Source organism: Holdemanella sp. MSK.7.32 (genome assembly GCF_024460475.1).
Lineage (GTDB): Bacteria > Bacillota_I > Bacilli_A > Erysipelotrichales > Erysipelotrichaceae > Holdemanella.
Genome location: NZ_JANFYN010000006.1, coordinates 15,788 through 35,604 on the forward strand (window position 1 = coordinate 15,788; position 19,817 = coordinate 35,604).

A 19,817-nucleotide genomic window follows, 5' to 3' on the forward strand; every position below is an offset into this window, starting at 1 on the left:
AACTTTTTTTAAGCAAATTTTAAGTGTTGTTTCGTATGTTTATGGTATGACATATAAAGAATTTTATGGCTCTGACTATGATCAGTTTAAGAAAGTACTCGATTCTGTTTTAAATACGATTCATTCGAGTGTATTAGCTTGTATACAATATACGACTTCTAGAATTAAGTCCCCAGAAAGTGTTATGAAAAAAGTGGGCGATGATTATTCATTGCTTCATGATATTATTGGCGTTCGCATCATTTGTTCGTTTGTGGATGAAATCTATGAAGTAAAAGATTGGATTAATTCTAGTTTTGAAGTGGTGGAAGTAAGAGACTATTTAAGCCATCCCAAACCCAGTGGTTATCGTAGTCTACATGTGATTATTAAAGTAGATGGATGTTTAGTTGAAATTCAAGTACGAACGATCGCATTAGATTTTTGGGCTAATCTAGAACATCAAATTCATTATAAGAAAGATATTGAAGATGAAGAATTGATACGTAGTGAATTAAAACGATGTGCCGATGAAATTGCTTCTTTAGACTTATCATTTCAAACAATTAAAGATAGAATCGAGGGATAATATGCGATTGTTGATAGCGGATGATGAAATTAATTTGGCTAAAGCACTACAAGCTGTCTTAGAAGATGCGGGCTATAATTGCGATGTGTGTTTTGATGGGAATAGTGCCATTCGTTTGATTTCTCAAGAAATTTATGATGGATTGATCTTAGATATTATGATGCCTGAAAAGAATGGTTATGAAGTACTAAATCAGATTCGCAAACAAAAAAATGATATTCCGGTATTACTTTTAAGTGCATTAAATGAAGTGGATGATAAAGTTACAGGTTTTGATTTAGGTGCCAACGATTATTTATCCAAACCGTTTTCGACAAAGGAATTGATTGCACGAGTCAAAGTGATGTTAAAAGAAAATGCGATAGACGAATCTTATTTACAATATCAAGATATTCTATTGAATAAGAAAGAAGAAACACTTGCGTGTAAAAATACAAAATATCAATTGACTAAGTTGGAATGTAGTATTCTTTCTTTATTGATTCGAAGTGAATCGAATCGAGTACCTATTTGGCTTGTGATTGAAAAAGTTTGGAACAATCGGGTAGATGTGAATCAAAATACAGTTTCATTGTATGTATCTTATTTGAATCGAAAATTATTGGCCTTACAATCGAAAGTATATATAGAAATTGATGAAGAAAATATAAAACTGTGTGTTAATATATAAAAAAGAAGAAAGGGCGTGCACTATGAATATATTAGTTGTGGATGATGAAAAAAACATTGCGTATGCGATTGCACAAATTTTAGAAGAACAAAAATGGCAAGTAACTATGGCTTATGATGGACAAGAAGGTTTAGATTTAGCCCTAAGTGGATATTATGATGTAGCTATTTTAGATATTATGCTCCCTGTTATGAATGGTTTTGAGATTGTACAGAAAATGCGTGCCAATAAGATTGAAACTCCAACTTTGTTGTTGTCGGCATTGGATGAAATTCCAGATAAAGTGAAAGGCCTAAATGTAGGGGCCGATGATTATATGACTAAACCATTTTCAGCTGCAGAACTTGTTGCTCGAATTAATGCACTGACAAGACGTAAAGGAGAAGTCATTGTACATGAGTTAAAGTATGACGATTTATCGTTACAACTTGATACTTGTGAGTTGTATTGTGCAAGCCAACATATTCATTTGGGATATAAAGAATTTGAAATTATGAAACATTTAATGTCACATCCCGAAATGATTACTTCTAAAGATGATTTGATTGTTTCGGTATGGGGTAGTGAAAGTGATGCGATGGACAATAATGTAGAGGTTTATATCTCGTTTTTAAGGAAGAAACTAAAATTTTTAAAAAGCAAAGTTTCAATCAAGGTGATTCGAAAAGTTGGATATCGACTAGAGGTTTGTGATGCTTAAAAAACTACAGACAAAATTCATTTTGATTTTAATGTCCTTTGTCAGTGTGATCTTACTATCTGTATTTGGTATAGTTTGTTGCTCAAACTATATTCATGATAAAAAGGATGTTGAGCGAAGTTTGGATATGGCTTTACGATTAAAGGATAAAGATTTTTCGATTTCATTTGGAAACAGTCGAAATTTTAATGGGAATTCCTTCGTGATTTATACGGATTCAAATTATGAATATATGATCACAAGCCGTTCAGTATGGAATATTTATGCAGAAGATGCGCAAAGTTTAATTGAGAGTGTAAAAAATAAAGACGATATCGGAATTTTGAAAAAACTAGGGTTTGCGTATAAAAAAGAAAAAATTACCAACTATCAAGTGGATGAAAACACAATCATTTCTTCGGGTTATGCCGTAGCCTTTGTGGATGTATCTCATATGCAGTCTTCTTTTCAAAGAATGTTGATTATATCTATTCAAATTGGATCGAGTGTATTACTGGTATTCTTTATACTAAGTTGTATTTTAAGTAAATGGGCACTAAAACCAGTCGAACAGGCATGGGATAAACAGAAACAATTTGTGGCCGATGCCAGTCATGAATTAAAAACGCCATTAACGGTTATTTTAGCGGATAGTGATGTATTAACCAATCATTCGACAGAAACTATTTCTTCACAAAAACAATGGATAGAATCAATTCAAAGCGAAGCAAACCGCATGCGAAAACTTGTAGAAGATATGTTGTTTCTTGCCAAGAATGATGCGAATCGAATTGAAATTTCTATGCAGAATTGTTCGCTTAGTGATATATGTTTTCATTGTGTTTTACCGTTTGAATCTATTGCGTTTGAAAAAGGTATTGATTTAATCGATGAAGTGGAAGAAAATATAGAGGTACATGGTAATGAGTCACAGTTAAAACAATTGATTTTAATTTTCTTGGACAATGCGATCAAATATACACCTTCGGGTGGAAAGATTTATTTTAAATTATGTAAGGTACAAAATAAACCCGTCATAACAATTCGTAATACAGATAGCTATATTCCGCCAGAAGATTTAAAACATGTATTTGAGCGCTTCTATCGTGTTGATAAGTCAAGAAAGTATCAAGGGGGAGCGGGTTTAGGTTTATCGATCGCAAGTCAAATTACGCAAAGCCATAAAATCAAATTAAGTGTGACAAGTGATGAGAAACAAGGTACAGAATTTACTTTGAATTTCTAGGAGGATAATTATGTTTCAAAAAAGAGTCGATCAAGTGATTGCGAGAATGAAGGCGGATGGGCTTAAACAAATCTTAGTTAGTGAACCATGCAGCATCTATTATTTAACAGGTGTTGATGTGGGTCCAGGAGAAAGATTGTTTGCGCTATACTTGAATGATGAAGGAAGAAAAGTATTATTTTTAAATACATTATTTACGGTTGAACAAAAGGATTGTGAAGAAATTTGGTTTAGTGATATAGACGATTCTATTTCACTTTTAGCTGGTGTTATTAATTCAAGTGAAACGCTAGGTGTTGATAAAGATTGGACAGCACGATTTTTGATTCCTTTAATGGAAAAGTGTGAAGGATTAAAGGTTGTTCTTGGATCAAAATATGTAGATGATACTCGTGCCATCAAGGATGAAAAAGAAATTGAATGTATGATTGAAAACTCACAGATCAATGATGTTGTGATGGAACGTACAAGAGATTTTATTTCAGAAGGTATGACTGAAAAACAAGTAGAAGCTTTTATTCTTGAACAATATAAATTGCTAGGATGTCAAAATGTTTCATTCTCACCAATCTGTTCGTTTGGAGCTAATGGTGCTGATCCTCATCATATGCCAGATGATTCCGTGTTAAAAGCAGGAGATAGTATTGTGATTGATATTGGTGGAAGAAAAGATCGTTATTGTTCGGATATGACACGTACTTATTTCTGTAAAGAAGCAAGTGACGAATATAAAAAGATTCATGATATTGTGCGTGTTGCCAATGAAAAAGCAGAAGAAATCATTCGTCCAGGCGTTCGTCTATGCGATATCGATTTAACGGCTCGTAATTATATTTCTAGCTTTGGTTATGGCGAATACTTTACGCATCGTCTAGGACATTTCATTGGTCAAACGGATCATGAATTTGGGGATGTAAGTTCAACCAATACAGAAACTGTAAAACCAGGTATGATTTTTTCAATTGAACCAGGTATCTATTTGCCAGAAAAGATGGGTGTCCGTGTCGAAGATTTGGTTTTAGTTACTGAAGATGGTTGTGTTGTATTAAATAAAGTAGATAAAAAATATGCGATGATTGGTTAATCAATCACCGCTTTTTTATTTACCTAAACAAAATTTAGAAAATAATGTATCCAACAAGTCTTCTCTATGAACTTCACCTAAGATTTCTTTTAAATGATCATGAGCAGCTTGAATGTCAATCTCAATTAAATCAGGTTCTACCATCATATCCATGGCTTCTTTCGCCCTTAACATATCTTCTTTGGCTTGATTCAATAAACCAATTTGACGCTCATTTGAAAGTAGTGGATCTTCCTTTAATAAATCTTCATGATACAAGTTTTCCAAGGCATCAATCAAAGGTTGGATCTCTTTATTGGCAGCTGAAATCCAAATGCCATCTTTATCGGGGCTGGTTTTATCTAATTTATTGTAGATAATTAAACGCATCTTATCTTTTGTCAGTTCTAACAATTGTTTATCTTCTTCATCCAACTCTTTAGACCCATCAAAGACTAAAAGAACCAACTTGGCATCCTTTAATTTTTCTTGACTCTTCTCAATACCAATCTGTTCAATCTTATCATTGGATTCACGAATACCCGCTGTATCAATTAAATTCAATTGAACACTGCCAATATGAATTTGGCCTTCCACCAAGTCTCTTGTGGTCCCTGCAATATCTGTAACGATGGCTTTATCTTCTTCAAGAAGTGCATTTAATAAGCTGGATTTACCAACATTTGGCTTACCGACAATGATTGTATCAATCCCTTTTTTTAACATTTGCCCCGTCTGTACACGAGCAAGAATATGATCGATTTTATCTAACCAATCACTTGTCTTAGGTAATAAGTCATTTGTCGTTAATTGTTCGACATCTTCATATTCAGGATAATCAATATTGACTTCGATCTGCGCAATAATATCCATTAAATCATCAATCAAAGGCTGTAGTAGCTTTTTTACACTTCCTTTAATTCCATGAATAGCCATACTAGCTGCGGTATTATTACTTGCTTCAATCATATCTTGAACGGCTTCAGCTTGCGATAAATCAATTCTTCCATGATAGAAGGCACGTTGCGTAAATTCTCCCGGTTTTGCAAGATCTGCTCCAGCACTTAATACCATCGATAAGATTTTACGAGTAATAAAAGTACCACCATGACAATTGATTTCGACAATGTCTTCGCGTGTATATGTTTTTGGGGCTCTAAAGATAGAAATTAAAACTTCATCAACAGGATTTTTATCGGCATCTATAATAAAACCATAATGAATGGTATGACTTTTCGCGTTTATGATATTATGGTCAAATATTTTTTGCGTGATTTCAATAGCCTTGTCACCACTTAAACGAATGATGGAAATGGCACCATCCTGCAAAGAAGTGGAGATGGCTGCAATTGTATTTTCAAACATTGTAAACATCCTTTCTTTCTTAGTGTATTTTATCATAAAAGATGTATAATGTCTTAGGCAGAGGTGTAAACATGAAAGAATATACTAAAAATCAAGTACACGAAGTAGCGTGTGCATTTAATGAACATAAAATTATTGCTCTTCCTACAGATACAGTATATGGAGTTGGAGTAAAATATGGGAATTTAGAAGATTTAGAACGATTAAAACGCGCAAAACATCGTCCAGAAACAAAACCAATCCCAATGATGGTTTCAAATGTAGAACAAATGAAGCAAGTTGCGTTAGTGGATGAAAGAATTGAAAAGATTGCGGCAAAGTTTTTACCGGGTGCATTGACACTCGTTGTGAATGTAAAAGACAGTGTTGATTCAGCATACACAAATGGCTTAAGTACAATTGCGATTCGTATTCCAGATGAAAAATTTATATTAGATGTGATTGATGAGTTGAATTGTCCAATCTTGGTCACAAGCGCCAATCAGTCTGGAGAAAAAACAGCACTTACAAGTGATGATGTGTATGAACAGCTTCCAAAAATTGATGGTATTGTACTTGGAACGTGTAAAGCGTTACAGGCAAGTACGATTGTAGACTGTACAAAGGAAAAGTTACAAATCTTAAGACCTGGACCGATTTCTTTAGAAGAACTAGAATCCGTATTATAGAAAAAACACCCAGAACCTATGTTGTAGGGCATAGGCCAGGGTGCATACGAACACATCTAGAAGTAGTATGCTTCTAGCAGTTCATCTAGTATGTTACTCTGAATTGGATAAGATTCAATATTTTGGGTTTAAATTTAAACATATGTTAAAACTTGTCAAAATGAGGGGTGTTGATTATAATACTATGTATGACAGAAGAAGAAATGATTAGACAAATTGCCGAGCCTATACTTAAACAATTGGAAAAAATCGAAAAGGAACTTGGAAATCATCGTATGCCGCAGCTTCCGCAAATTAAATTTGTGAAGGAATCTGAAATGGGAGATGGTCCTTTTATGATAGGTGACATTGAGGTTACAGATGAGCTTTTAGAAAAAGTGGAAGCCTATATCCAGGAAGAAATCGAAATGATGCATAAGCCAACTGTATTACACTAAGAAGTTACAAAAATGTAACTTCTTTTTTAAAAAATACTTGCATTTTATTTTATGTTAGTGTATTATATGTGAGCACGTTGGAAATGCGGGTGTGGCGAAATTGGCAGACGCACCAGACTTAGGATCTGGCGCCTTCGGCGTGGGGGTTCGAGTCCCTTCACCCGCACCACTTGTAAATCTAGACAATTACTTCGGTAGTTGTCTTTTTTTGTTTTATGTTATAATTTTTGTATGGAAATTTGTGTATATTATGAAAAAATAAATGATGAAAGTATTTGTATAAGAAGAGTGTATGCATCCAGTCCGATTGTTGAAATACCTGAAGTGATAGATGGATATATTGTTCGTGAAATTGGAAATTATTGTTTTTCATCAAAAGAAGTCGATTTATCTAAAGCCGTTTTAAGTTGTGAAATTCCATCTCATTATCATGAGTGTAGTGGTAGTGGTGTTGAAAGTGTTAAGCTTTCAAGTACCATTAAAAAACTTGGCGATTATGCATTCTATAATTGTCGAAAGTTAAAAGAAGTATTTGTACCTTCTAGTTTAATGTGTATTGGCAGTGATGTGTTTATGAATTGTTTAAGACTCAATCATATTTATTATGATTGTTCAATTTTTGATGTTATTTTCTTGAAACAAATCTTAACGCAAATCACATGGGATGTAGAAGTTCATTTTTTAGATAGTTCTATATTCTATCCAGAATACAACGGGGGTTATGATGAAGTGGGCCCTGCTCATATCTTTGCCCTGAATATTGAAGGGGAAGGCTTTCGTATGCGTCAATGTTTTAAAGAGGGGAAAATCGATTTTGACGGATATGATGCTTGTTTTGAAAAGCTATGTGCAGAAGAAAGTGAATCTTGTATCTTTCATGTAGCGATTCTTCGCTTTATGATGGGATCCGAACAATACGTTCCTTATTTAAGGGCACATGATTTGACTTCTTATTTACATGTATATAAAGATATATGTGTTATGGTAGAGAAATTAGTAGAAGAGAAGTGTCTTGATTCATCGGATTTGGATCGATTGATTTTTATGGAAAAGGATTTAGAAACTCGTACTCTATTGATGGAATTAAAGAATAAGATGTTTAAATCATCATCGACATATTCTTTTGAGGATTTTTAATGCGACAAAGTGAATGGGAAAAAGAAAAGGCAATTCATATCTTAGAATTAGTTCGATCCGAACTCTATATGGATATGCCACATTTTTTAACAGCTTTAAATACGCTGGTGTTGAAGGAAGACGAGCGTGTAGCTGTATGTGCGACAAATGGTGTGTATTTTTACTATAATCCATTAAAGATTATTGATTTATTTCAGAAGAATGCAGTGTTTTTAAATCGTAGTTTTTTACATAGTGTTCTGCATTGTTTATATAGCCATATTTGGCTTAGAAAAAATCGTGTTGAATTTATATGGAATGTAGCTTGCGATATTATCGTGGAGTATACGTTGGATTCGATGCATAAAAAGAGTGTTTCGCGAATCTTGTCCTATGTTCGAAAAGATGTATATCGTGCAATTGAAAGTTTGACGGGTATCAGCTGTATAACTGTATATGAATGGCTTTGTACACGTGACGATATTCAAGATTTATATTATGAATTTGTGGTGGATGATCATACTTCATGGCCTAAAGAGCAAGATGATAAAATTCCTCAATCTTCTTCTGTTCAAAAAAAGTGGCAGAGTGTTGCCAAACAAACATTGTTTGATCATAAACAAAAAGGGAAAGATAATGAGGATGGGGATGCCTTTCTTGTGTCGAGTTTACAGGCAAAGAAATCGAAATACTCGTTTTCTCAGTTTTTAAAACGATTTAGTATTGTGAAAGAAGAAATGCAAATAGATTTGGATGAATTTGATTTGTCTTATTACACATATGGAATGTCGATCTATAAGAACATGCCATTGATTGAGCCTTTGGAGACAAAAGAAGTTAAAAAAATCTATGAGTTTGTGATTGTGCTCGATACGAGTTATTCTATTGATGAAAATCTTGCGAAGCGTTTTATATCTAATACATATAGTATTTTAAGCACTTCAAATATGTTTTATAAATCGTGCAAGGTGCATATTATTCAATGTGATGACAGGATTCGCAAAGACGATGTTATCTCAAATCAAAATGAGATGGATCAATTGTTGAATTCATTTACTCTAGTGGGTGGAGGCAATACCGATTTTAGACCGGTATTTAGCTATGTGAATGATTTGATCAATCAAAAAGTGTTTCAAAATCTTTGTGGCCTGCTCTATTTTACGGATGGCAAAGGAATCTATCCTAAAAAGAGTCCGGCCTATAAAACGGCTTTTATTTATTTAGAGGATTATGATCAAAGTAAAGTGCCTTCTTGGGCCATTCAATATAGATTGGAAGAAAAGTTATGAATATATTACAGGCAAAAAATGAAATAAAAAATACTGTACAGGCATATTTATCGAAGGATTCGTTTGGTGAATATGAGATGGAAGCGAAGAATCAACGACCATTATTGTTGATTGGTCCTCCTGGTATTGGTAAAACACAGATTATGGAACAAATCGCAAAGGAATGTCAAATTGGACTTGTCAGCTATACAATTACGCATCATACGCGTCAAAGTGCTGTGGGCCTTCCTTTTATTCAAGAAAAGAAATTTCAAGGAAAGACATACTCGATTACGGAATACACAATGAGTGAGATCATTGCGAGTGTTTATTCAAAAATGGAAGATACAGGATTAAAAGAGGGTATCTTATTTATTGATGAAATCAATTGTGTATCGGAAACATTAGCACCTACGATGTTGCAGTTTCTGCAAAATAAAACCTTTGGAAATCAGAAGGTTCCTAGCGGCTGGATCATTGTAGCAGCAGGAAATCCGAGTGAATATAATAAATCGGTTCGTGATTTTGATGTCGTGACAATGGATCGTATTCGTTATATTCATGTGGAAACGGATTACTATGTATGGAAAGAGTATGCGATTTCAAAACATATACATCCGATGATCTTAAGCTATTTGGAATTAAAGCCCAATCATTTCTATACTGTTTCAACAAGTGTGGATGGTATGGAATTTGTGACGGCAAGAGGCTGGGAAGATCTATCTTATTTACTCTATACCTATGAAAAGATGCATCTAGAAATCTCTCAAGATACGATTTATGAATATCTGCATCATGAAGATATTGCCGAAGATGTTTTTGCCTATTATTTGGTGTATAAAAAATATCAGGATGATTATGGCATTGACGATATCTTAAATGGAAATGTATCAAGCACGATCTACGCTCGATTGTTTAATGCCGATTTTGATGAAAGAGTCTCTGTTGTTAATTTGGTGATGGATGGTTTACTACGACAAGTGAATGTATATTCTTTTGAAAAACATTGTACAGATCTTTGGTTTCGTTTCTTGAAAGAATATCGCAAAGATATGGATTCTTCTTATTTGGACCATACAAAGGCATTTATGTCAAATTATCGTGATAAATTGCAGGCAGAATTATTAAATACTTCACAAAAACATGAATATGAATTTGTGTTAAATAATATACAAAAAGTAATGGTAGATGAAAGTTTAGATCCAAAGTCTCGTTTTGATTCTTGTACAAAGCCTTTCTTTGAACAAAAGGAAAAAATGGAAAAGTTGGATAGTCAATTGAAGTTGCAGATTGAAAATGCGTTTGAATTTATGGAAAATGCATTTAAGAATGGCCAGGAAATGACAATATTTGTAACGAATCTAACAATGTCGAGTGAAATGGCTCTATATCTAAGTTCACATACGATTGATATATATGAAAAGTATAAACAACTCTTGTTGATAGGAACACAAAAGGCAAGATTATTAGATGAGTTAGCGCATTAAAAGGAGAAGAGCATGAATTATTCAGACTTGAAATATGATATAGAAGAATTTGAATCGGACCAAGACAAAAAACTTCCACAACCACCTTTGGTTAAAGCTGCTATGCGAAAAGATTCCATAGAACTTCCTAAAAATTTTGACGCATTATCCGTTCATTCTAACTTTCTAGACATTATCACTACACGTCATAGTAGCCGTGTATATACGCAAGAGTCCATGTCTTTATTGGAACTTTCTTATATGCTTTGGACTTGCCAAGGTGTTAAACAAATTCGTGGTAAGAAATATGCGACTTTGCGTACAGTACCATCTGGAGGAGCTAGACATGGTTTTGAACTTTATTTTGTATGTCAAAATGTAGAAGGGTTAATCCCTGGAACCTATCATTATTTGCCTATGGAACATCGTATTGAGTTTTTAAATCCAATTGAAAAGGTAAGTGATGTTTTGGCATCTTCCTTATGTGATCAATTATGGGCTTTAAAAGCCAATGTGATTTTTTATTTCAGCTATATTCCGTATCGTACCGAATGGCGCTATGGACATCTTGCGCATCGAATAGCTTTAGTAGATTTAGGCCATGTTGGAGAAAATATATATTTGGCAAGCACAAGTATTGGTTTAGGAACTTGTGGAATTGGAGCGTGTGTGACAAGGATTTGTGATGAAATGTTTGAATTGGAAGGCGAAAATGAATTTATTATTTATGCGCAGCCGGTTGGGAAGGTGAATAAAGAGGATTTTGTGAAAGAAAAATCTTTTTATGAATTTGTTGAAAAAGAAGGCTTATAATGTGTTAAAATAGATTCGAACTAAGGAAAATATATTATGAGTAAAAATGATAAGAATATAGATGCTTATTCAAAAGCACTTTTAGATAAAAAAACAGAATATAACGATGAATTAAAAAAGCCTAAAGAGGTTCATCAGATGTCTGAAGCAGAAAGAAGACAGGCTGAAAAGACAATGTCTTCAGCTTTAGATATGCTTCGTAAAGAGCGTGGTCAAAAAACGATTGCGGAAGAAGAGCAGTTTTATCAGGAGCATAAAGATGATTTAAAAGACATGGATGATGATTTTACAACTTCTTCAATTGAGAAGGAACAATCCAATGAGGCACTAGATCTTGTACATGCGATGTTGCAGGATATGTCAAATGAGGATGACGAAGATGAAGAGGTAGTTATCCAAAAGGAAAAGAAGCCAAAAGAAAAGAAAGAAAAAAAGGAACATAAACCAAAAGAAAAGAAGTCTAAGAATAAACAAGTCAAAGAAAAGAAACCGATGAAGAAGGTTACAAAAATTGTGTTATGCGTAATCTTATTAGGTCTGGCTGCCTTAGGTGGATATGCATATAAGGTTTTGGTGTATAATCCACAAAATATTGTTTCTGAAACGCAACAAAAAACATATGATAAATTAGTGTCTTATGCGGATGAGTATGGAGACAATATGATGTCTGATGCAGAAAAATTAGAGCTTCTAGATTTGGATAAAGATTATCAAAAGCTTTTGGATAAACAAAAGACTTCAATCAATGAATATTTTAAAGAACAGACTGGAAAAACATATAAGGCTTTGTTGAAAGATATAAAGCAGCTTCATCAAGATAAAGAAGAAGTTAAACTTCCTGCTTATCAACAAATTGTTGATTTATTAAATGGTTGGGAATCAAAATCCGATGAAGAAAAGATGGCTGTAGCCGACATGCAGTCTACATATAGTTCATTGTCTAAAAATTTAAAAGATGAAGTGGATACTTTATCAAAATCAAAGACGGGCAAAGACTTTATTGATCTATGTAAAGAACAGGGTGAATTAAAGGCGGCTGCCGAGGAAAAGGCTCGTCAGGAAGAAGAAGCTAAAAAAGCAGAGAATGAAAAGAAGGTTCAAGAATATCAAACAAGCTTGAATAGTTTGCAGCAAGACTACAATACGTATGCACAATATGCCCAGAGTCTAGAGTCTGATTTGGCATATGCGCAACAAAATGGAGAAGATACTGCAGATATTCAATCTCAAATTGATACAAACAATCAGATGTTGTCTTCTTTGCAGCAACAAATCACATATTATCAACAACAGATTTCTGCTTTACAATCTTAAAAAATAAGACTATTCTAATAGGGTAGTCTTTATGCCGACTTAGCACAGTGGTAGTGCAACGCACTCGTAACGCGTAGGTCATTGGTTCAAATCCGATAGTCGGCACCATGTTTTGAAATTAAGCTGGTTCAACCAGCTTATTTTTTTGAAGGGAGAATCTATGAATTTAGATGAAAAAATGATTTTGTTGGCAACTGCCTTTCTGTTTTTGCCCTATCAAATTGCAAGTGTAGCAGTCGCATGCGTTTTAATACAAGCATTATGCCGACATAAATTGGTGGATGCCATAAAGAATCAAACGGGCGCAATTTTCTTTTATAGCTTTATCGTATTGGAATTTATTGTTTCCATCTTCCATTCGAACTGGACAGGTTTTGGCAATACATGGCTATTTGTGTTAATTGGTTTATATGGAGCCTATTATCGTAGAAGTATCACAAAAAATACATTTGAAAAGATGTGTGATCTTATTATTATTTTATCGGTATTTGCGGCTATCTACGGTTTGTATCAGTTTAATCAGATTTCGCTTGCGAATGGACGAACATTTTTAGAATTCCATATCTTCAATTCACCAAAACGAAGAATTACTTCGACATTTATGAATGCGAATATCTATGCGATGGTCATTGATTTTGTATGTGTGATGTGTATGTATCGTTTTGTGAAAAACGAAAATATTCTTTGTAAGATTGGTTATTTTATAATTGCACTGTTTAATTTCTTTGTTCTATACTTAACGGGATCTAGGACTGCATTATTACCATTTGCCCTAATCTTTCCTATCTTTCTTTATTGTGTGCGATGGAAAAAACTATTTATCACATCCATTGTATTCGAACTTGGTATATGTGGTTTAGTATTCTTAAAACCAACGTTGATTCCAAGAATCAGTGATATGTCAACTTTTGCCTCACGCATTAAGATTTGGAAAACGGCATTTATGTGTATTTCAATGTATCCATTCTTTGGATGGGGGCCGCAGACATATCAGAAGTTTTATCCATTAGTACATGGTCATAAGGCACCTCATGCCCATAATATTTATATTGATTCCATTTTGTCGTATGGAGTTGTTGGAACAGGAGTGCTTTTGGCATATACATTTGTGCTAAATAAGGAAATCTTTACTTCGAATACAAGAAAAGAAAATTCTGCACTATTTGGCATGATGATGTGTTTTATTGCGATCGTGTTGATATATGGATTGTTGGATTGTACATTAAATATTGTCGCAACAGGAACTTTATGTTTTATCATTTTAAATAGTGCTTGCATGTACTTAGAAAAATAAATACAATAATTTTAGAAGACAGACAGTAGAAGGAGTTTTATGAAATGTATATCTCTTTTTGTCTGTTTTTTTATTGGTTTACAATCGATGATCGTGCCGAGTTATGAAGTTTTAATTTCAAATATAGAATCCAAAGTCGATACAATTCATGAAGATAGAGCTAGTTTTTTATCTTTAAAATGTAGGGATATTGCGATGGATGTTACATCTAAAAAAACGGATTTACAGATTGAAATGGATAAACAAGAAAAGTGTGTGGATGAACTTGAACGTAGGTATAAACATAAAAAGAATTATTATGAATTGAAAAAAATGGAATATGGCTTGGAATTACAAGCGATTCAAAGAAACAACTCCATCTTGTATCCATATAAGATTCAAAAGAATTTGGCGTTGTACTTCGATGAATATAGAAATGTTGAACTAGAATATTTGAAACAAAAAAAACTGTTCGATAAGAATCAAAATACGTTATTGTTATATGATGAATATCTTGAGAGATTATCGAATTGTCAAAGTCGTTTATTAAAACGGTTTTCACATTTAGCACAAATCAATGAATCTGGGCAACATAATGAAGATTCTATGATTTCAGGAACTGAGCATTTGCCTGATTTTGGTGGTTATGAATCGTGGCAACAAAATGGTATGTCTTGTTTGGTGGATGGAAATTATGAAATTGATTCATATAGTTCTTTTTGGCAAAATCCAGTTGAAAATGGTACAATCAGTGCTGGATGCTGGTCCTATCCGGATGGAGGTCTTCATTTAGGTTTGGATATCGCAAGTGCCATGTATAGTGATGTGTTAGCGGTTGCTAATGGTATCATATTGTATGCCCATGCACCAGTGGATTCGAACAATGGATATTTAGGAAACTGGTGTGGATGGCCAAATGGTGGTGGCAATACCATTTGTATGGTGGTTGCCGTAAATGATAGACTTTATGCGATTAGTTATGCGCATTTATCTAATGAAATCTATGTGACAAGTGGCCAGCAAGTCAGTCAAGGTACAGTTATAGCGAAAAGTGGGAACAGTGGCAATTCAACGGGGCCTCATACGCATGTAGAGGTGTTTGAATTAAAACAGGATCTCAATTCGATCGTAGAATATTTTAGAAACAGCGGTGCTGATTTTTCTTTTGGATGTGGCTATAGTGAGGCTGCAACATGCTCAGGCTATGCGTGTCGCATTGATCCTGAGACCGTTTTGGAGGGTGTATGAGTCAAGAAATGTATTTTTCTCGCATGCAGAAATTATTAAAAGATGAATATAATGCCTATATTGAATCTTTATCGAAACCTTTATATCGTGGTATGCGTATGAATTTAAAAAAGGCAAATTTGAATGAATTTGATCATTTGGATAATCCAAGTCAGTTTTGTAAGGAAAGCTATTATGTAGATAAGCCGTTGGGAAATCATCCTTTCCATATTTGTGGTTGTTTTTATCTGCAAGAACCAAGTGCTTCAAGCGCTGTTGAAATCTTGGATGTACAAGAAGATGATTATGTATTGGATTTATGTGCAGCACCAGGTGGAAAAAGTACACAGATCGCATCACATTTAAAAAGTGGGTATCTAGTATCGAATGAAATTGATGCGAAGCGAGCCCAAATCCTTTTGTCTAATATTGAGCGTATGGGTGTGAAAAATGTAGCAGTAACCAATACAAGTGTAGATAAGCTTGCGAAGGTGTTTGATGCTTGTTTTGACAAAATTTTAGTGGACGCCCCTTGTAGTGGTGAGGGGATGATTAAAAAGCATGATATTGCCCTAAATAATTGGAGCATTGAAAATATTGAACTTTGTGCGACTCGTCAAAAAGAAATATTAAAACATGCCTATTCCATGTTGAAACCGGGTGGTACTTTGGTGTATTCAACTTGTACATATGCTTTAGAAGAAGACGAAGATGTTGTCTTAGATTTTTTAGAAAAACATGAGGATATGGTCTTGGTGGATCCTGAAGTTTCGTGGGGAAGAAAAGGGTTTAAAGACTTGAATGTGCGTCGTATCTTTCCAATGGATGGTGGCGAGGGTCATTTCATTGCGAAATTCAAGAAACAATCAGGTGTTGCAGGTAAGCTTCCAGCTTTAAAATCAAAAAAAATAGATAAGATTACTGAGAAATTTTTGAAGGAACAATTGAATACATTGCCAAACTATTACTATATAGATAAGGGTAGAATATATGGAATGGATGTTCCGTTTGTGGATTTTAAAAAGGTAAAAGTATTACGTCAAGGCGTATATTTGGGGGATGTCATTAAGAATCGTTTTGAGCCAAGTCATTCTTTTTATATGGTTGCAGATTTTGACTATAAAAGAAAAGTGGATGTAACTCTAGAAGAAATGGACCTTTTTATGCATGGTGAAGTTTTACAAAAGGAATGCGAAAAAGGGTATGTGGCCGTATGTTTTAAGGGACATCCGTTTGGCTTTGGCAAGAGTGATGGAAAACAAATCAAAAACAAGATTCCTAAAGGACTTCGTTTATTGCCAAATTCACATGTAAATATAGACTAAAAATGCCAGGAAATTTATTCCTGGCATTTTTTTGCGATTTCTTTTGCGACATTAAAATAGTCTTCTAATTGATCATCACTTGGCGTGTAGCATTGATTGATCACATCGTGGCATGATTCGATTCCAGATTGTTGCATTCTTGTATCGATTTCTTTGGCAACTTGGTTAAACCATCCGTATGCGGCAAAGGCCAACCCTTTTTTGTTCTTAAATTTACATGGACGAATGTGTTCAAGGAAAGCGGCTACACTTGGTGCCATGACATTGTTGTAGGTTCCTGATCCAATACATACAACTTTGGCATCCATAATTTCACGCATCACAATACTTGATTTTGTATCCGATAATTTATAGACTTTTACATCCATACCAGCATCGCTGAATCCTTCGGCTAAGCTTTCGGCAATTTGTTGCGTATGTTTCCATACGGATTCATATACAATTACGGCTTTATTTTCTACTTTTTGAGCAGCGATACCTTTATATGTTTCAATAATATCTGCAATATAGTCTTTCCAGATAATACCATGTGCCGGCATGATATATTCAATGTCTAAATTCATGCCTAGAATTAGGTTTAATTTAGCTTGCACTGGTGTTGTATATGGTAAAACAATGTTCGCAAAGTATTCTTTAGCTTGTTTTAAACAATACGCTTTATCCAATCCTTCATCTGTTAGATTAAAGTTTACAATGTGCTGTCCAAAGGCATCGTTTGAGAATACAGTTTTTAACTGTGGACAATATGTCAACATGTTGTCTGGCCAGTGAATCATCTGCATTTCGACAAAGACAAAGTCATATTTTCCTGTGTTGATTGTATCATTTGTCTTTACGACCTGATATGGAACTTGATCAAAGTATTGTTCAATCATATTCTTCTTTCCAGAAATAGATGCGTAAACTTTTGCGTTTGGATATTTGGCATATACTTTTTTAAATCCACCCGAATGATCTGGTTCTGTATGTTGAACAACAATATTGTCAATTTCTCTTCCTTGAAGTACGGATTCAACTCTTTCCAATAGTTCTTCTGTGAATTCTTCTTCGACTGTATCAAAAAGTGTGACTTCATCATCTACAACTAAGTAGGCATTATATGTACAACCTTCATCAATTGGATATAAATCCCCATGGAAGTGGCGGTTATTTAAGTCTCTAACCCCAACCCAGTACACGTTATCTATAATTTTTTTAGCTCTTTTCATTTTTGTTCACCTCTTCCTCTATTTTAGAATTATTTAGAGAATATGTCTATTCATTTGCATCTTTTATATTTTTTGAATAAAAATTATAAAAAGTCAACTAAAAAGTGTAAGTGTTTTCTTTTATAAAGAGTATAATAATAGTTAGGAGGAATTGTCGATATGATTATTCAAAGTAAAAGAATTTGGGTCGTAAATACATGGTTGGCAGCCCAAGTTGAAGTAGAAGAAGGAAAGATTGTAAATATCTATCCATATGGAGAAAAAGATGTAGATGAAGATTATGGAGATAAACGAATTGTCCCAGGATTTATCGATGTGCACACACATGGTGCTTATGGATTTGACACAAATGATGCGAATGAAGAAGGTCTTCGTAACTGGATGAAAAACATTGTTAAAGAAGGTGTTACAGGTATTCTTCCAACAACAATCACACAGTCTGAAGAAGTTTTGACAAATGCGGTTAAAAATGTTGCGAAAGTTGTTGAAGAAGGGTATGAAGGTGCAGAAATTTTAGGTATTCACTTTGAAGGACCTTATTTGGATCAAGTATATAAGGGAGCACAACCTGAACAGTATTGTGTAAAACCAGATCTTGAACAATTCAAACGTTACTTGGCAGCTTCTAATAATTTAATTAAAATCGTGACTATGGCTTGTGAACACGATGATAATTTTGAATTAACTAAATTCTTGCGTGCAAATGGAATTGTATGTAGTCAAGGTCACTCAGGAGCTACTTTTGAACAGGCTCGTTTAGCTATTGCGAATGGTGCAAACTCAATGACTCACGTATTCAATGGTATGACTAAATTCCATCACCGAGAACCAGGATTAGTTGGTGCTGCAATGCGTTATAGAGATGTATATGGTGAAATCATCTGTGATGGTAACCACTCAACTTATGAAGCATTAAATGATTACTTTACAGCTAAAGGGCCAGATCACTGCATTATGATTACAGATTCATTAATGGTTAAGGGACTACCTGTTGGTACAAAAGTATTGTTTGGTGGAAATGAAATCGAATTATATCCAGATGGAAGTGCACACTTAACAGATACGAAAGGTCTTGCGGGATCTACATTGCATGTCAATAATGGACTTCGTATTTTAGTAGAAAAAGCAATGGTTCCTTGGCAAACAGCTATCAATGCTTGTACATTGAACCCAGCTCGTATGTTGAATGTAGATGATCGTAAAGGATCGATTCAAACTGGAAAAGAAGCAGATTTAGTTGTATTAAATGATGACTACTCTGTTGAAATGACGTACGTAAAAGGTCAAAAAGCATTCTAATATAATAAAAGCACATTTAATGTGCTTTTATTATGTTTTCGTGTTTTATAGTATCATCTAGTTTATTATCGGTGATAATCATGTCAAAATCATCAATATTGGCTATTTTTGACATATACTTCTTATGAAATTTTGTATGGTCTGCCATACAAATTTTTTTATTGGAAGAATCAAGAATCGCTTTTTTAACTAAAGCATCACTCATACTGGGAATGGATACGCCATAGTCTAAGTCAAGGCCTAATACGGAGATAAAGGCTTTATCAATATAATAGTTTTGAAAGAATTGAATGGTGCTTTCAGATAGAGCTGCCTGAGTTACAGGATTATAGGTGCCTGGAGCCATAATGATTTTTGCCTTGGTATTTCGATCTACATATTGAAGAATCTTCCAGAAATTTGTAAAGATTGTGATTTTTTTATGGTGTATACGTTTAAAGAGCTCAAGGCAGGTTGTACCACAATCTAAATAGATGGAATCTCCATCTTGAATGAGTGTACTAGCATAAATCGCGATCTCTTTTTTATCCGATTGTGACATACCTTCTTTGATTTCAAAGGAAGGCTCAGTTGAACTAGACTCATTGAGTGTGGCTCCTCCATAGCTCTTTGTGGCGAGTCCTTGGTTTTCTAGACTATCTAAATCTCTTCGTATGGTCATTAAGGAAACGGAATATACTTTTGCAAGTTCACTTACTTGTACGGTTTTATCTTTTTTTAGTTTTTCATAGATTTCATATCTTCTTTGTGTTGTGTTCATAATTCTATTAAAGCACAAAAAGAAACAGAAAGGAACATGTTTATTTGTGTTC

19 protein-coding genes, 2 tRNA genes and 2 pseudogenes are annotated in these 19,817 nt (G+C 34.1%); 20 read left to right on the top strand and 3 right to left on the bottom strand.

Going from position 1 to position 19,817, the window contains the following annotated elements:
- Positions 1-46 precede the first annotated feature (46 nt).
- The 7 genes and pseudogenes from NE544_RS02400 (at position 47) to NE544_RS02420 (ending at position 4,247) form a co-directional block, all read left to right on the top strand.
- Positions 47-568, top strand: a complete 522-nt coding sequence (locus NE544_RS02400) for a GTP pyrophosphokinase family protein (protein ID WP_256268199.1) — start codon at positions 47-49, stop codon at positions 566-568.
- Between the two features lies 1 nt (position 569).
- Positions 570-848, top strand: a pseudogene (locus NE544_RS12260) (response regulator); the annotation flags it as partial.
- A pseudogene (locus NE544_RS12265) lies at positions 825-918 on the top strand (DNA-binding response regulator); the annotation flags it as partial. The pseudogenes NE544_RS12260 and NE544_RS12265, both read left to right, overlap by 24 nt.
- Complete coding sequence (locus NE544_RS12270; protein ID WP_370866035.1) at positions 912-1,238, top strand: winged helix-turn-helix domain-containing protein; 327 nt, start codon at positions 912-914, stop codon at positions 1,236-1,238. The pseudogene NE544_RS12265 and the gene NE544_RS12270, both read left to right, overlap by 7 nt.
- Positions 1,239-1,260: 22 nt before the next feature.
- Entirely contained in the window at positions 1,261-1,938 is a 678-nt protein-coding gene (locus NE544_RS02410; protein ID WP_118115053.1) for a response regulator transcription factor, read from the top strand.
- Entirely contained in the window at positions 1,931-3,163 is a 1,233-nt protein-coding gene (locus NE544_RS02415; protein WP_256268201.1) for a cell wall metabolism sensor histidine kinase WalK, read from the top strand. Before NE544_RS02410 ends, NE544_RS02415 begins: the two co-directional genes overlap by 8 nt.
- 10 nt (positions 3,164-3,173) lie before the next feature.
- Positions 3,174-4,247 (top strand): Xaa-Pro peptidase family protein, encoded by a 1,074-nt coding sequence (locus NE544_RS02420; RefSeq protein ID WP_256268202.1) that lies wholly within the window; start codon positions 3,174-3,176, stop codon positions 4,245-4,247.
- 15 nt (positions 4,248-4,262) lie between these two features.
- Here the strand turns inward: NE544_RS02420 and mnmE are convergent, their stop codons facing one another.
- Positions 4,263-5,591, bottom strand: coding sequence for a tRNA uridine-5-carboxymethylaminomethyl(34) synthesis GTPase MnmE (gene mnmE, locus NE544_RS02425; protein ID WP_256268203.1), 1,329 nt, complete (start codon positions 5,589-5,591; stop codon positions 4,263-4,265).
- 71 nt (positions 5,592-5,662) lie between these two features.
- Between mnmE and NE544_RS02430 the strand changes: the two genes are divergently transcribed.
- From NE544_RS02430 to NE544_RS02485, 12 genes are all read left to right on the top strand, one after another.
- Positions 5,663-6,259, top strand: coding sequence for an L-threonylcarbamoyladenylate synthase (locus NE544_RS02430; RefSeq protein WP_199670857.1), 597 nt, complete (start codon positions 5,663-5,665; stop codon positions 6,257-6,259).
- A gap of 170 nt (positions 6,260-6,429) precedes the next feature.
- Entirely contained in the window at positions 6,430-6,696 is a 267-nt protein-coding gene (locus tag NE544_RS02435; RefSeq protein ID WP_256268204.1) for a hypothetical protein, read from the top strand.
- Between the two features lie 85 nt (positions 6,697-6,781).
- Positions 6,782-6,865 (top strand) — tRNA-Leu (locus NE544_RS02440).
- Positions 6,866-6,927: 62 nt separating this feature from the next.
- A complete protein-coding gene (locus tag NE544_RS02445) occupies positions 6,928-7,833 on the top strand; it encodes a leucine-rich repeat protein (RefSeq protein ID WP_256268205.1) in 906 nt (301 codons plus the stop codon).
- Positions 7,833-9,101, top strand: coding sequence for a VWA-like domain-containing protein (locus tag NE544_RS02450; protein WP_256268206.1), 1,269 nt, complete (start codon positions 7,833-7,835; stop codon positions 9,099-9,101). Before NE544_RS02445 ends, NE544_RS02450 begins: the two co-directional genes overlap by 1 nt.
- Entirely contained in the window at positions 9,098-10,567 is a 1,470-nt protein-coding gene (locus tag NE544_RS02455) for an ATP-binding protein (protein ID WP_118115044.1), read from the top strand. Before NE544_RS02450 ends, NE544_RS02455 begins: the two co-directional genes overlap by 4 nt.
- 12 nt (positions 10,568-10,579) lie before the next feature.
- Positions 10,580-11,359, top strand: coding sequence for a SagB/ThcOx family dehydrogenase (locus NE544_RS02460; RefSeq protein WP_256268207.1), 780 nt, complete (start codon positions 10,580-10,582; stop codon positions 11,357-11,359).
- Positions 11,360-11,395: 36 nt separating this feature from the next.
- On the top strand, positions 11,396-12,673 hold the full coding sequence (locus NE544_RS02465) for a hypothetical protein (RefSeq protein WP_256268208.1): 1,278 nt from the start codon (positions 11,396-11,398) through the stop codon (positions 12,671-12,673).
- Positions 12,674-12,706: 33 nt separating this feature from the next.
- Positions 12,707-12,781: transfer RNA gene (locus NE544_RS02470), tRNA-Thr, on the top strand.
- Between the two features lie 52 nt (positions 12,782-12,833).
- Positions 12,834-13,967 (top strand): O-antigen ligase, encoded by a 1,134-nt coding sequence (locus tag NE544_RS02475; protein ID WP_256268209.1) that lies wholly within the window; start codon positions 12,834-12,836, stop codon positions 13,965-13,967.
- A gap of 39 nt (positions 13,968-14,006) precedes the next feature.
- The gene (locus NE544_RS02480; protein ID WP_117924215.1) at positions 14,007-15,194 is read left to right on the top strand and encodes a M23 family metallopeptidase; all 1,188 of its coding nucleotides are present in this window, start codon (positions 14,007-14,009) and stop codon (positions 15,192-15,194) included.
- Positions 15,191-16,498: an RsmF rRNA methyltransferase first C-terminal domain-containing protein gene (locus NE544_RS02485; protein WP_256268210.1), complete on the top strand. Its 1,308-nt coding sequence runs from the start codon at positions 15,191-15,193 to the stop codon at positions 16,496-16,498. The genes NE544_RS02480 and NE544_RS02485 overlap by 4 nt, the downstream gene beginning before the upstream one ends.
- Positions 16,499-16,512: 14 nt before the next feature.
- Here the strand turns inward: NE544_RS02485 and NE544_RS02490 are convergent, their stop codons facing one another.
- Positions 16,513-17,706, bottom strand: a complete 1,194-nt coding sequence (locus NE544_RS02490) for an FprA family A-type flavoprotein (RefSeq protein WP_227992290.1) — start codon at positions 17,704-17,706, stop codon at positions 16,513-16,515.
- A 159-nt stretch (positions 17,707-17,865) separates the two neighbouring features.
- Here NE544_RS02490 and nagA point away from each other — a divergent pair, with 159 nt between their 5' ends.
- Entirely contained in the window at positions 17,866-19,005 is a 1,140-nt protein-coding gene (gene nagA / locus NE544_RS02495; protein WP_256268211.1) for an N-acetylglucosamine-6-phosphate deacetylase, read from the top strand.
- Between the two features lie 16 nt (positions 19,006-19,021).
- On the opposite strand, the gene NE544_RS02500 is transcribed toward nagA, so the two are convergent.
- On the bottom strand, positions 19,022-19,765 hold the full coding sequence (locus NE544_RS02500) for a DeoR/GlpR family DNA-binding transcription regulator (RefSeq protein ID WP_256268212.1): 744 nt from the start codon (positions 19,763-19,765) through the stop codon (positions 19,022-19,024).
- Positions 19,766-19,817: the final 52 nt, after the last annotated feature.

What these genes read in the sequence shown, in the direction of transcription:
- NE544_RS12270 (WP_370866035.1), top strand. Translation starts at nt 912, where the DNA reads ATGTTAAAAGAAAATGCGATAGACGAATCTTATTTACAATATCAAGAT.
- NE544_RS02400 (WP_256268199.1), top strand. Translation starts at nt 47, where the DNA reads ATGACATATAAAGAATTTTATGGCTCTGACTATGATCAGTTTAAGAAA.
- NE544_RS02475 (WP_256268209.1), top strand. Translation starts at nt 12,834, where the DNA reads ATGAATTTAGATGAAAAAATGATTTTGTTGGCAACTGCCTTTCTGTTT.
- NE544_RS02410 (WP_118115053.1), top strand. Translation starts at nt 1,261, where the DNA reads ATGAATATATTAGTTGTGGATGATGAAAAAAACATTGCGTATGCGATT.
- NE544_RS02415 (WP_256268201.1), top strand. Translation starts at nt 1,931, where the DNA reads ATGCTTAAAAAACTACAGACAAAATTCATTTTGATTTTAATGTCCTTT.
- NE544_RS02465 (WP_256268208.1), top strand. Translation starts at nt 11,396, where the DNA reads ATGAGTAAAAATGATAAGAATATAGATGCTTATTCAAAAGCACTTTTA.
- NE544_RS02480 (WP_117924215.1), top strand. Translation starts at nt 14,007, where the DNA reads ATGAAATGTATATCTCTTTTTGTCTGTTTTTTTATTGGTTTACAATCG.
- NE544_RS02455 (WP_118115044.1), top strand. Translation starts at nt 9,098, where the DNA reads ATGAATATATTACAGGCAAAAAATGAAATAAAAAATACTGTACAGGCA.
- NE544_RS02430 (WP_199670857.1), top strand. Translation starts at nt 5,663, where the DNA reads ATGAAAGAATATACTAAAAATCAAGTACACGAAGTAGCGTGTGCATTT.
- NE544_RS02420 (WP_256268202.1), top strand. Translation starts at nt 3,174, where the DNA reads ATGTTTCAAAAAAGAGTCGATCAAGTGATTGCGAGAATGAAGGCGGAT.
- NE544_RS02490 (WP_227992290.1), bottom strand. Translation starts at nt 17,706, where the DNA reads ATGAAAAGAGCTAAAAAAATTATAGATAACGTGTACTGGGTTGGGGTT.
- NE544_RS02500 (WP_256268212.1), bottom strand. Translation starts at nt 19,765, where the DNA reads ATGAACACAACACAAAGAAGATATGAAATCTATGAAAAACTAAAAAAA.
- mnmE (WP_256268203.1), bottom strand. Translation starts at nt 5,591, where the DNA reads ATGTTTGAAAATACAATTGCAGCCATCTCCACTTCTTTGCAGGATGGT.
- NE544_RS02450 (WP_256268206.1), top strand. Translation starts at nt 7,833, where the DNA reads ATGCGACAAAGTGAATGGGAAAAAGAAAAGGCAATTCATATCTTAGAA.
- NE544_RS02445 (WP_256268205.1), top strand. Translation starts at nt 6,928, where the DNA reads ATGGAAATTTGTGTATATTATGAAAAAATAAATGATGAAAGTATTTGT.
- NE544_RS02460 (WP_256268207.1), top strand. Translation starts at nt 10,580, where the DNA reads ATGAATTATTCAGACTTGAAATATGATATAGAAGAATTTGAATCGGAC.
- nagA (WP_256268211.1), top strand. Translation starts at nt 17,866, where the DNA reads ATGATTATTCAAAGTAAAAGAATTTGGGTCGTAAATACATGGTTGGCA.
- NE544_RS02485 (WP_256268210.1), top strand. Translation starts at nt 15,191, where the DNA reads ATGAGTCAAGAAATGTATTTTTCTCGCATGCAGAAATTATTAAAAGAT.